The 12,114-nt window shown below is 69.9% G+C and carries 11 protein-coding genes; 5 read left to right on the forward strand and 6 right to left on the reverse strand.

Annotated elements, in window-relative coordinates; all coding sequences use genetic code 11:
- Nucleotides 1-28: 28 nt before the first annotated feature.
- Nucleotides 29-556: a winged helix-turn-helix domain-containing protein gene (locus SLV14N_RS35805; RefSeq protein ID WP_259670627.1), complete on the reverse strand. Its 528-nt coding sequence runs from the start codon at nucleotides 554-556 to the stop codon at nucleotides 29-31.
- 959 nt (nucleotides 557-1,515) lie between these two features.
- Here SLV14N_RS35805 and SLV14N_RS35810 point away from each other — a divergent pair.
- The 3 genes from SLV14N_RS35810 (at nucleotide 1,516) to SLV14N_RS35820 (ending at nucleotide 5,185) form a co-directional block, all read left to right on the forward strand.
- Complete coding sequence (locus SLV14N_RS35810) at nucleotides 1,516-2,472, forward strand: hypothetical protein (protein ID WP_208686813.1); 957 nt, start codon at nucleotides 1,516-1,518, stop codon at nucleotides 2,470-2,472.
- 209 nt (nucleotides 2,473-2,681) lie between these two features.
- A complete protein-coding gene (locus SLV14N_RS35815; protein ID WP_208688267.1) occupies nucleotides 2,682-4,133 on the forward strand; it encodes an amino acid permease in 1,452 nt (483 codons plus the stop codon).
- 167 nt (nucleotides 4,134-4,300) lie between these two features.
- Nucleotides 4,301-5,185 (forward strand): GNAT family N-acetyltransferase, encoded by an 885-nt coding sequence (locus SLV14N_RS35820; protein WP_208686815.1) that lies wholly within the window; start codon nucleotides 4,301-4,303, stop codon nucleotides 5,183-5,185.
- A gap of 12 nt (nucleotides 5,186-5,197) precedes the next feature.
- On the opposite strand, the gene SLV14N_RS35825 is transcribed toward SLV14N_RS35820, so the two are convergent.
- The 3 genes from SLV14N_RS35825 to SLV14N_RS35835 all read right to left on the reverse strand — a co-directional run bounded on the left by SLV14N_RS35825 (nucleotide 5,198) and on the right by SLV14N_RS35835 (nucleotide 7,974).
- Nucleotides 5,198-6,283 (reverse strand): protein kinase family protein, encoded by a 1,086-nt coding sequence (locus SLV14N_RS35825; RefSeq protein WP_208686817.1) that lies wholly within the window; start codon nucleotides 6,281-6,283, stop codon nucleotides 5,198-5,200.
- Between the two features lie 110 nt (nucleotides 6,284-6,393).
- Nucleotides 6,394-6,900: a DinB family protein gene (locus SLV14N_RS35830; protein ID WP_208686819.1), complete on the reverse strand. Its 507-nt coding sequence runs from the start codon at nucleotides 6,898-6,900 to the stop codon at nucleotides 6,394-6,396.
- A 489-nt stretch (nucleotides 6,901-7,389) separates the two neighbouring features.
- Entirely contained in the window at nucleotides 7,390-7,974 is a 585-nt protein-coding gene (locus SLV14N_RS35835) for a DinB family protein (RefSeq protein ID WP_263272593.1), read from the reverse strand.
- 5 nt (nucleotides 7,975-7,979) lie between these two features.
- Here SLV14N_RS35835 and SLV14N_RS35840 point away from each other — a divergent pair, with 5 nt between their 5' ends.
- On the forward strand, nucleotides 7,980-8,108 hold the full coding sequence (locus SLV14N_RS35840) for a hypothetical protein (RefSeq protein WP_263272594.1): 129 nt from the start codon (nucleotides 7,980-7,982) through the stop codon (nucleotides 8,106-8,108).
- A gap of 275 nt (nucleotides 8,109-8,383) precedes the next feature.
- On the opposite strand, the gene SLV14N_RS35845 is transcribed toward SLV14N_RS35840, so the two are convergent.
- Together SLV14N_RS35845 and SLV14N_RS35850 are read right to left on the reverse strand one after the other, a co-directional pair.
- Complete coding sequence (locus tag SLV14N_RS35845) at nucleotides 8,384-8,575, reverse strand: hypothetical protein (protein WP_078885747.1); 192 nt, start codon at nucleotides 8,573-8,575, stop codon at nucleotides 8,384-8,386.
- Nucleotides 8,576-8,699: 124 nt separating this feature from the next.
- Nucleotides 8,700-11,111 (reverse strand): SpoIIE family protein phosphatase, encoded by a 2,412-nt coding sequence (locus SLV14N_RS35850; protein WP_263272595.1) that lies wholly within the window; start codon nucleotides 11,109-11,111, stop codon nucleotides 8,700-8,702.
- A gap of 151 nt (nucleotides 11,112-11,262) precedes the next feature.
- On the opposite strand from SLV14N_RS35850, the gene SLV14N_RS35855 reads away from it, so the two are divergent.
- A complete protein-coding gene (locus SLV14N_RS35855; RefSeq protein WP_208686825.1) occupies nucleotides 11,263-12,042 on the forward strand; it encodes a VOC family protein in 780 nt (259 codons plus the stop codon).
- Nucleotides 12,043-12,114: the final 72 nt, after the last annotated feature.

Raw genomic sequence — 12,114 nt, forward strand, 5'->3', positions numbered from 1 at the left:
CTGCTGAGCGTCAGCTGCGGTGACCGGCCTACGCGGTGGGCTGGTACTTGTATCCGATACCGAACACCGTGCTGATGGAGTCGCGCAGGCCGGGTCCCAGGCGTCGGCGCAGACGGGCGATATGGACATCGACGGTGCGGTTGCTGGACTGGCAGCTGGGCCAGACGGCGGCCATCAGCTGTTCCCGGGTGAAGGCGCGCCGTGGATGCAGCACAAGGTGCGCCAGCAGATCGAATTCCAGCCGGGGCAGGTCGAGTTGGCGGCCTCTGATGAAGACGGTCCGGGCCGCGGTGTCGATCCGGATCGGCTCCGGCCGTGACCGGCCGGCTGTTGGTTCACCGGCCGGTTCCTCGCGCGGTGGCGCCAGGATGATGTGGACCTCGTCCGACGGCAGCCGGTGCACCGATATGGGTTCCAGGGCGTGCAGGGTCAATTGCCACGTGCCGTCAGGGAGCCGGTCGACCGCCAGGGGTGGCCCTTCGCCGGGCCCGGCTGTGGGCGGCCGGCCGGAGTCGGCGTCCGGTCGCAGCGCAAGCGGGGTCGTCGAGGAGTTCATAAACATGATCTGGGCCCATTCCTCTTGCAAAGCAGGCGTGTACGGACAGACATGGCGGTGCTCGACGTTCAAGGGTGCTGAGGTGCTGTGCAGCGATCGCGGCGCAGTCCGGTGTGCGGCCGGGGGGCGACCAGGCACTTGTGGTGCAGGTCCGCCCAGCGGGGCGATCACTCCGTTCCAGCCGCAAGAACGCTCGCGCCCATGCCCGTACCCAGCCATGACGTGGTGTGAAGTCACGGCCTCCGGTCCAGACGAACGCTACATGTGATCGCGCGCTTCCGGAAAGTAGCATCCGCTAATTCGGTTGCTCTTGAGCCGAATTTGTGATGCGCGGCTCCAATGCGGCGGGCGGCCAGGCGGGTTGCGTCCGGGGTGCCGCTGATTCCTTCAACAAGTGCACCGGGAATTCATTGAATGTTGTCGCTTCGGCGCCCTCGCTGCCCGGCGGTGGGCGCGGCTGTCCGGGCTGGTGTGCCCCTCGCTCGGCGGTGGGTTCCTTTCGGCCGGTGTGGCTGGAAAGTGTCGGTGAACCGGGCGCCTCCCTGACGAGTTGTGGGCCGGGGGGAGGGTCTCGCTCTCCGGGGGTGTGGCGCACCGCTGCCCGCCCGTATCCCCGTGAGGGCGCAGCCATGGAAACGATGGATACGGAGGGGTAATCAGCAACGATGTGCACTTGTGGAGGGGTTGTGAACGCCTGAATATGCCAAATAAATGCCCTGTGGCGAACGAAGTGGCAAAGTGGAGGGCCTCTGAAGGGCGGTCAAGAAGTTGTTTCCTTTTCAATCTCATCGAGGCTAAAAGGTGCGGAACCAGATATTCCAGGCGGCTTGTTTTCGCAATGAGTTGATGATGAGTAGGGTGTGGCCGCTGTCACTTGACCGGTGGCAGGGGTCCAGCTGAATTCGGCGCAGCTGGAATGCCGTGTGGGGGGAAGACGCCTTCGTGACCGGGAGGGGACCATGACGGCCGGCTCTTTCGAGGGGCAGTACGTGTGGAGTCCAGCGGCCGATGACCGGGCGCTGGCGCGCGCGTGTATGGACGTCAGGGCCGGGCGGTACTTGAGCGCGCACGAGGTTCTGCAGGAAACCCGGGACGATTTCGAGGTGCGGGCCCACCGGTCCCTGGTGCTGGCGTCCGTGGCGGCGGATTCGGACCTGGCCGAGCGCTGGCTGGCCGAGGAGCCGGGGCCGGAGGCGGCACTGCTCTGGGCCCGGGTGGCGATGCTCCGGGCCCTGCGCATGGCCGACGCCGGTGACCGGCGGCAGGGCGCCCTGGCGCGGATAGCGCAGTCGGCGTGCGAACGGGCCGCGAAACTGCTCCCCGACGACCCCACCCCGTGGGTGGCCCAGCTGGCGCTGACACGCCTCGACCGCCCTCAGGACCCCGCACCACAGGGGCTGCTGACCGCGCCGGCCGGCCCGTGGTACCTCTTCGCGCACATCCTCCGGCTCGACCCCTGGCACCGTGAGGCGCACCACCGCTTCTTGTCGTTCTTCTTCACCCGCTACGGCGGTTCGTCCAGCGCGAGCTGGGACGTGGCCGCGTTCCTGGGCCAGCGGGCCCCCGCCGCCTCACCGCTGCGGCTGCTGCCGCTGGTGGCGCTGGTCGAGGACTACAACCCGTCCGCGCTGCTCGCGGACCACACGTGGGAGCAACCCCAGTGGATCACCACCGCGATGGGCATCTACCACAACTGGTTCCCGCAGGTTGCCGGTTACCGCTTCACCCCGGTGCTGGATCTGGCGTATCTGGCACATGCGCTCTTCATGGCGAAACGTGAATTCGAGGCGCGGGAAGTCTTCACTGCGATGGGTCCCTATGCCTCGCGTATGCCCTGGAGTGCATTCGGCGACCCCGAAGAGCAGTTGACGAAAGCCAGGCGCTCCTGCGGGCTCCCCGTTCCGCATGGCGGCTGAATCACCGGCAGGCCGGTGGCGGCGTGAATTTCTCGCCGCAAAAGGAAACCCGTACCACACCATCCGTTCGAACAACTCAGCCCGGTCCATTCACCCCAGGTCCCCCCAGAAAGGTTTCGGTTGTGTCCGAGCGTACGTCTCCAGCTCGCTCGAAAAACCCCCACACGGCAGATCCCGTCACCCTCGACGACGATGCCACGCTCCATGCCATGGGCTATCCGCGGAAACTCACCCGCAGATTCCGCGCGTTCGACAACTTTGCCATTTCCTTCACCATCATCAATATCATTTCCGGCATCTTCTCCTCCTTCGGGTTCGGGATGAACGCCGGCGGTCCACGGATCCTGGTCTTCGGCTGGATCGGTGTATCGATCATGGTGCTGTTCGTCGGCGCCGCCATGGGTGAGATCGCCTCCGCCTACCCGACCAGCGGCGCGCTCTACTTCTCGGCCGGCAAGCTGGCCAAGCGGCATCAGGGCGCCTGGTCCTGGTACACGGGCTGGCTGAACTTCGTCGGCCAGGTCGGCGGCACCGCCGCCACCAACTTCGCGGCCGCCACCTTCATCCAGGCGTTCATCGCCATGCAGTGGCCGTCCTACGAGTCGACGCCGCAGCAGACCGTCGGCATCACCGCGGCCATCCTTCTCGTCCAGGCGCTGGCCAACACGTATACCGTGCGCCTGGTTGCGGTGGTGAACCGCATTTCCGTGTGGTGGCTGCTGATCGGCATGGTGGTGATCGTCGGCGCGCTGACCCTGATACCCGACCACCACCAGCCGCCGTCGTTCGCGCTGCACTTCGCCAACAACACCGGCTTCACACAAGCGATTTACGGCGGAATGCTGGGTCTGCTCGTCACCAGCTGGACCTTCACCGGTTTTGACGGCAGTTTCCACATGTCCGAAGAAACGGTGAAGGCCACGGTCAACGCGCCCCGGGGCATCATGCGGGCGATCAGCTGCTCGGCGATCACCGGGCTGATCCTCATGCTCGCACTGGTGTATGCGATCCGTGACTACGGGCATGCGGCGAGTGCCGAAGCGCCGCCGGTGCAGATTCTCGTCGACGCACTCGGCCAAAACACCGCCAGCTTCCTGCTGTTGATCGTTATCGGCGCCATGCTGTTCTGCGGGCTCGCCAACATGACCAGCAATACCCGGCAGATCTTTGCCTTCTCCCGCGACGGCGCGATGCCCGGCTCCCGTTGGTGGCATTCCGTCTCCGCGCGCACCCGTACCCCCGTCAAGGCCGTCTGGCTCGCCGCGGCCTGCCCCCTGGTACTGGTGCTGCCCGGCTGGTGGTCGCACACCGCCTTCACCGCGGTGGTGAGCGTCAATGTCGTCGGGCTGTTCCTCGCCTACGCCGTGCCCATCTTCCTGCGGCTGCGGCTCGACGACTTCCAGGCCGGTCCGTGGAACCTCGGGCGCTACGGCAAGCCCGTCGCGGCGATCGCGGTGACCTGGATCCTGATCAGCAATGTGCTGTTCATGCTGCCCCAGGCGTCCCCGATCACCCCCGCCTCGTTCAACTATGCGCCGATCGCGCTGGCGGTGGTGCTGATCATCGCCACCGTGTGGTGGTTCGCCACCGCCCGGCAGCGCTTCCAGGGACCGGTCAGCTACGGCCGTCCCGACGAGGTCGCCGCCATGGACCTGATCTAGAGCCGGTCCCCAAGGACTTGCTCCAGAGCCGGTCCGACGGCCAGGCGTGGGCGGGGCCGCCGGAGCACGTCCTCCGGCGGCCCCGTCCCGCCCACGGCCCGTCACCGGCTCCGCACCGTTCCCGTTCACTCGCCTCCTGACCCCACCAGAAGGGACGAACACCCGGCATGCCCACCCTTGGCAACGCTCCGGATCCACAGCCCGTCACCGGCGAACTCGCCGTCAGTACCGCCTCGTTGGACGACTGGCACCAGGTGGCCCAGTGGGCCGCCGACGAGGAGTGGAACCCCGGACGCGGCGACACCGCCTGCTTCCACCCCACCGACCCCGCCGGTTTCTTCATCGGCCGCCGCGCGGGACAGACCGTCTCCGCGGTCTCGGTCGTCAACTACTCGGACGCCTATGCGTTCCTGGGCTACTACCTCGTCCACCCCGACCACCGCGGGCGGGGCCTGGGTCTCGCCACCTGGCGTGCCGCCTTCCCGCACGCCGGTGCGCGGACCGTGGGTCTCGACGCGGTCCCCGCCCAGCAGGACACCTACCGGCGCGCCGGGTTCGCGCCCGCCTACGAGACCATCCGCTACGCCGGACGCCCCACCGGCCCCGGGACCCCGGCGGCGGGCGTCGTCCCCGTCACCGGTGCGCATCTCGACGCCCTCGCCGACTACGACCGGCGCTGCTTCCCCGCCGACCGCCGTGCCTTCGTCACCCGCTGGCTGACGGCCCCCGGCCACACCGCCCTCGCGTATCTGCACGACGGTGCGATCGCGGGCTACGGCGTGCTCCGCCCGGCCCGCACCGGTCACCGCATCGGCCCGCTCTTCGCCGACACCACCGCGGCCGCCGAAGCGCTCTTCGACGCCCTCGCGGCGTCCGCCGACCCGGCCGACGAGATCTTCCTCGACGTCCCCGGCCCCCGGCACGCCGCCCACACCCTGGTCACCTCCCGCGGCCTGACCCCGCAGTCGCAGACCGTGCGGATGTACACCGGCCCGGTGCCACCGGCGGAGCACGAGCGCACCTTCGGCGTCACCAGTCTCGAACTCGGCTGAGGGAGCGGGCCGTTACGCGGTGACGGCCCTGCTCTCGTACCCCACCTCCCGTTCGATCTCTGCCGTCGGGAAGGGTGTCCGCTTGCTCTCGGTGAGGAAACGGCGGTGGAAGTCGTCCAGGACGACGGCCATGCGGGCGTGGCGGTCGATGAGGGCGGCGATCTTGGGCGGGAGGTCGCCGGGCCGTCGTCCGGCGATCCAGTCGCGCAGGAAGACGTCGCGTTCCGTGCCGCCGCGCACGCCGTCGAGCAGGTGGTGACGGAGCAGATGACTCGCGGTATGGCAGTGGTCGTACGCGAGGTGGCCCGAGTGGAACTCGGCCTCGTCGGCCGAAAGGTCGAAGCGAGAGCTCAGGGCGAGTCCGAAGTCGGCGAAGTAGAGCCGGCGGCCATCGGTCAGGATGTTGGCGAAGTGGGCGTCGAAGTGGACGAGTCCGCGAGAGCGCAGGAAGGCGGTCCCGCGCGCCAGAGCCTCCGCCACCCAGGGGTAGGGCGAGCCGTCGCCGCTCTCCGTCACGTCGGCGTTGCGGTGGTCGGCCAGCCATCCGGCGAGGGTGTGCGGCACATGCTCCAGGAAGAGCACCAGGCTGGACGAGGACCGTCCGATCGCCTCCAGCCGGTCGCGCACCGCCGGTGATCCCTCCCAGTGCGCGACGGCCCCCTCCAACCCGCCGAACTCGTCGGTGAATCCTTCGGGAGGGGAGTCGGGCAGCACCCGCCAGTGATACATCAGCGGGAAACCCGCGTACGCGTTCCCGAGCACCCAGTGGGTGGTCATGGTGTGCACCGCCAGTTCCCGCCAGGCACCGAATCCGGCCGAGCCCGCCCCGTACTGGTAGAACAGCGGCAGCCCGAAGACGTTCGCCGTCGACCGCACATGCTCCGGCCGCAGCTCGGTATCCGTCAGGGGGACCCGCTTGACGAAGACGCGCGCCCCCTCGACGTCCAGCTCCGCCGATCTGCCGCCGATACCGGACCCGAGCGGGACGGCGGATGCCACGACCTCCCGGAGCCGATGGTCGCTCAGCAAGGAGAGTTGTGTGGCCACGGTCCCGTAACCCGCCAGGCGCGCGGCACACAGCGGTTCCCGGTCATCCATCAGCAGTTCCTCGCGCCCGCACCAGGGCTTCGGTGATCGTACGAAGGGGACCGGCCCCGCGCGCCGCTCCTGCGTGGGGCCGGCACCCACCGCCCTGGCCCCCGGTCCGCTCAAGCACCGACCGTGCCGTCGATGGCCTCGCGCAGGAAGTCCGCATGGCCGTTGTGGCGGGCGTACTCGTGGATCAGATGCAGCATCACCACGCGCAGTGAGACATGTTCGCCCCAGCGGGGCTGGTAGCCCGTGACGTCCAGCGAGGCGGCCTCCTGCTCGATGCGGCGGGCGTGTGCCACCTCCGTCTGCCAGGCGTCGAACGCCTCCGCGCGGGTGGACGTGCTCGCGTCGTACGCCGCCTGGAAGTCGCCCTCGGCCGACCAGACGAGCGGGATGTCCTCGCCGTTGATCACCCGGCGGAACCAGGTGCGTTCCACCTCGGCCATGTGCCGCACCAGGCCGAGCAGGGAGAGCGTGGAGGGCGGGCTCGACCGGCGCCTGAGGTCCTCGTCGGAGAGGCCGTCGGTCTTCATGGCGAGCGTGGCCCGGTGGAAGTCGAGAGAGGAGCGCAGGGCCTCCCGCTCGCCGGCGCGGACGGGCGGGGAGATGCGTTCGGTGGTCACGGAGGATTCCTTTCCGCGGCGAGTACCCGGGCAGGTCTCGGCCGGTGCGGTGTCGAGGCGCTGAGAGGCGTCATGGTGGTGGGAGCCGTCCACGGGCGCACGGTCCCGGAGGAGGGCGCGTGGCCCATGGCGGGAGACGCTCTCCCTGAGCGCTCCGGAGCATGCCGGGAAGGCGGCGGTCGAGGTGATCTTCCCCAGTGCTCCGGGCCGCCGCAAGGGGTTTAGAGGGTGTCTCACGTGGCAAGTTTCGCGAGCTTCTTGTAGCAGGTCAGGGCGGCGGCCAGGCCGAGGAGGCGAGGAAGTGCGAGCCCTTTCGTTCGTATCGGACGGTGCGGCGGTGGTGCGCGAAGAGCCAAGCTGTGGTCCCCGGCGGGGCCGGACGGCGGGTATGCCGCGGATGAGCGGCTTCAGGGCGAGGCTGTCGTGCATGAGATCAGCACCCACGACCGGCATCATGCCGCACGAACATCAAGTCACGTGAGACAACCTCTAAGCCTTGATTGGTGCGGCCGACCTGGCGGCCTGCTCGATCTTCGCGCAGTAGGCTGCGCGGGCTTCCTCGTCGATCTGCGCCTCGTGTTCGGCGCGCAACCCGGTCCGGCCGTCGACGCCCTCGCGCAGGATATCGGCGTGCCCGGCATGCCGGATGGACTCGCCGAGGACATGGACCATGATGGCGAACAGGTTCGTGTCGGCATAAGGCTCCGGCCACCACGGCACGTGGCCGGGGGCGTCGAGGGGAAGCTCGTTGATCGTCGCGTCCGAGTGTTCCCACGTGCGCCGGTAGAACCCGATGATCTGATCGCGGGTCTCGTCCTCGGTCGCCCACAGATCGCCGCCGTTGGAGTCCTGCCACCGGGGCAGCGGTTCCGGGGCAGGGCGGTCGAAGACCTCGCCGAAGTACCTGGCCTCGACGGTGGCCACGTGTTTGACCAGGCCGAGGAGGTTGGTCCCGGTCGCTGTCAAAGGTCGGCGGGCGTCGTATTCGGACAAGCCGTCGAGTTTCCAGAGCAGCGCCTTGCGGTCCCGCCGCAGTCTCCCGTGCAGGTTGTCTTTCGCGAACTCATCGATCATGCGGCATGAGCCTGCCATGGGCTGCTCGTGGTCTCAAGATCCCCTACATGGTCCGCAACGACTGGCAGAGCCGAGGCCTGGCCATGGCCGCCGCCCTGACCTGCTACAAGAAGCTCGCGAAACGTGCCACGTGAGACACCCCTTATCCGCGGTAGTGGTAGGCGGACGGCCGTGCCCATGCCAGGGCCCCGCCGGCACGGCGGCCTCCGGCCCCTGGCACCGGGCCCTCGTGGGCGACGGCACCGGACCGATGCTCAACTCCGCGCGCCGGGCGGCCTCTTACGGCGCGGACGCCCACGGCGCGCACTACACGCGCGCGGGCCGCCCGTCCGCGGACGGTGCACCAGGGCACACCGTCCGCGGAGCAGGCCGCCCTCCGCGCCGCCGTCCGCCGCTCAGTCGGCCGCACTCACGGCAGATACCGCTCGATGGCGCCGGGGCCTTCCTCAGCGATCAGGCGCCTGGCCCATTCCAGGCTCTCGGGGGTGGGTTCGCGCCCGGACGCCTTCACCAGATCCTCCGGGTCGTAGGGCCGCTCGCTACCGGTGTACAGCTGAGTCGGCCGCCGCTCGGCCGCCTGCTCCCTGCCATTGCTCGTCACAGGGTCCTCCTCTGTCCGCGCCCGCCGAGTCGCCGGGACCTCGCTTGGTTCCATCATGGGACCGCCTCCGAACACCCGCACGATGTGCGCCGGGCCGGCCCCGGCCACCGCGCCCTCCGGCCGGTCAGCGGGCCGGCCTCGGAACCCCGGAATAGCGCGGCGGAAACGCCTGCTCCGTCCAGATCGTCTTCCCGTACGGCGTGTAGCGCGTCCCCCAGCGCCGCACCAGCTGCGCGACGATGAACAGCCCCCGTCCGCCCTCGTCGTCGCTGGCGCTGTGCCGCAGGTGGGGCGAGGTATGGCCGGTGTCCGACACCTCGGTCAGCAGGGTCCGGTCGCGCAGCAGCCGCAGGTGCAGCGGCCCGGAGGCGTGCCGTACGGCATTGGTGACCAGCTCGCTGACCACGAGTTCGGTCGCGTAGGACAGCTCCGTGAGGCCCCACTCCCGCAGCTGTCCGGTGGCCAGCTCACGGGCCTTGCCCACGGCGGCCGGTTCCGCGGGCAGCTCCCAGGCCGCCACCTGCCCGGCATCCAGCTCACGGGTGCGCACCAGCAGCAGCGCCGAGTCATCGGTGGCCGGGCCGTCCGGCAGCAGCTCGGCCAGCGCATGGTCACACAGCTCGTCCAGCGGACGGCGGTGCTCGCCCAGCACCCGGCCAAGGGTGTCCAGCCCCTCGTCCACGTCGTGGTTCCGGGCCTCGACCAGCCCGTTCGTGAACAGGGCCACCAGACTGCCGACCGGCAGCTCGATCTCCAGCGATTCGAACGGCAGGCCCCCCAGGCCCAGTGGCGGGCCCGCCGGAAGGTCGGGGAAGGACACACCGCCCTCCGGGTCGACGACGGCCGGCGGCAGATGCCCGGCCCGCGCCATGGTGCACCGCCGTGACACCGGGTCGTAGACCGCATAGAGGCAGGTCACACCGGTGGCCACATCGTCCGTGCCGATGTCCGTGCCGACCGTGGCCGCCTGTTCCTCGGCGGTCTGTTCCACCAGGTCGTCCAGCCGGCCCAGCAGTTCGTCGGGGGCCAGGTCCAGCCGGGCCAGGGCGCGGACCGTCGTCCGCAGCCGCCCCATGGTCGCCGCCGCCTGGAGGCCATGGCCCACCACGTCCCCGACGACCAGACCGACCCGGGTACCCGAGAGCCCGATGACGTCGAACCAGTCACCGCCGACCCCTGCCCCGTCATCGCTGGGCAGGTAGCGGTAGGCCAGATCGACGGCGGACGGCGACGCCAGATGCTGGGGCAGCAGATTGCGCTGGAGGGTCAGCGCGGCGGTGTGCTCCCGGGCGAAGCGGCGGGCGTTGTCCAGGCACACCGCCGTCCGGGTGACCAGCTCGTCGGCGAGTTCGATCTCCCCCTTGTCGAAGGGCCTCATGGGGGCGCCGCGGCGGAAGGTGACCAGTCCCAACGGGGTGCCGCCGGCCCGCAGCGGCACGACGATGGTGTTCTCCTCGCGCACCATCCCGCCGGAGGACATGCTGCGGTACTGGAGGGAGCCGGGCGGGTACTCGACGCGGTGCGGGCTGTGCGGGGGCCCGTCCGGACCGGCCTGGGCGGAGCGGGTGGCGACGCGCACCAGAGTGGGCAGTGCACCGCCGGCCGGTTCCGGCTCGTCGCCGTTCAGCACGGACTGCATCAGGTCGACGGTGACCGTGGTGGCGAACCCCGGCACCGCCACCTCGGTGATCTCCCCGGCGGTGACGGTCATATCGAGTGTGGTGCCGATCCGGGCGCCGGCCTCCACCAGGAGGTTCAGCCGGCGCTGGGCCTGGTAGCGGCCGGTGATGTCGAAGGCGTCCTCGCACACCCCGAGCACCTGGCCGTGGGCGTCCTGCAGCCGGTAATAGGAGCAGGACCAGACGTGATCGGGGCCCGGGTCGGAGGGCTGCTGACCGATGAAGTGCAGATCGAGGAACGGTTCGCCGGTGTCGATGACATGGTGCATCACCGCGTCGAGGGTGCGCGGATACCCCTCGGTCATGAACTCGCCGTCCGGATACAGCTCATCGGCGCGGGCACCGAGGAACTCCCGCAGCGGCAGCCCGACCTCCCGGATATACGCATTGTTCGCCCAGGTCAGCCGCAGATCGGTGTCATAGATGCCCAGGCCCACCGGGGACTGGGTGGCCAGACCGTGCAGCATCGCCTGGCGGGACTCCCACATCCGGTGGGCCTCCAGTTCGGCCGCCACCAGGACACGGGCCGGCTGTGGGCCGGAGCCCGCGGACACCTTGGCGAGCGGGCAGATCATGGCCACCATCCGCACCAGCCGGCCGTTCCGGTGCCGCACCGTGAGCTCCCGGTCGCCGCTCAGCGCCTCCTCCGGTGCCTGTCCGGACCCCTTGACGGCGGGCGGAACCAGCGTCTCCAGGGGCTGCCCGATGATCTCCTCCGGCAGATATCCGAGGAGCCGCCGGGCCGCCGGGCTCCAGCCGATGATCATGTCCTGGGCGTCCAGAACCGCTGTGGCCGCCCTGGTGACGTCGAGGGGACCACGGAAGTCGGCGCTCTCCGCCGCGTTCCATGCGTTCATGGCATCAGCCCAGCCCGGTTCAGTATCTACAGCATCGAGCCTGATCAAGACCGGCACAACTGCGCTGCCGCCGGGGGACGCGCCCTTGGTGCGGCCCCGCCCCGTCGCTGGCAGAGTGGGAAGGGGCGCTGAGCAACAGGAGGCAGATGTCATGTCGGCCCATGGCCCCGTCACCGCGGTACGCGGCGCTCCCTGCTGGGTCAGCCTGATGGCCCGCGATCTGGAGGCCGCGCAGGAGTTCTACTCCGCGGTCCTGGGCTGGCGGTTCCGCCCGGCGAGCCTCGGAGAGGAGTTCTGTATCGCGATGGCCGACGGGCAGCCGGTCGCCAGCATCGGGGCCCTCGCCCAGAGCTTCCAGGTCGCGGTGGCCTGGACCTCTTATTTCGCGGTGGAGAACGCCGACGAGACCGCGGACCGGATCCGTGAGCGCGGGGCGACCGTCGCCGTCGGCCCGCTCAAGCTCGGCCCCGGACGCGCCGCCCTCGCCGCCGACCCCGACGGTGCCACCTTCGGCTTCTGGGAGGGCCAGACCCTGGCCTGGTCGGTCGGACAGGGCAATGCCCCCGCCTGCCTCGAACTGCGCACCCGTGACGCCTTCGCCGCCGCCATCTTCTACGCCGAGGTCTTCGGCTGGGCCTCCGAGGAGCCGGGCGGCTGCGATGTGACCTACGAACACGACCAGGTGATCGTCCGCGACGGTACGCACATCGTCGCCACCCTGCGCGGCGGCGCCGTCGAGTCCGCCCCGGACCCGCGGGTGCGCCCCCGCTGGCACGTCCACTTCCCGGTCCGCGAGATCGAGAAGGTGACGGCCACCGCGGTTGCCGCCGGCGGAACCGTCACCCCCGTGACCCCGACCGCGGACGGCGAGGGCAGCCAGGCCGTCATCCGCGACCCCGACGGCGGCCTGTTCACCATCACCTCGCCCTGACGCCGGCGGCCGGTTCCGGCCCCGGCCGCGGCCCCTGCACGGAGAGCGGTTTGTCCAACGGGACCTCGCCAG

The sequence above is a fragment of the Streptomyces sp. Je 1-4 4N24 genome, assembly GCF_026239515.1.
In the GTDB taxonomy this organism is placed as follows: Bacteria; Actinomycetota; Actinomycetes; order Streptomycetales; family Streptomycetaceae; genus Streptomyces; species Streptomyces nigrescens.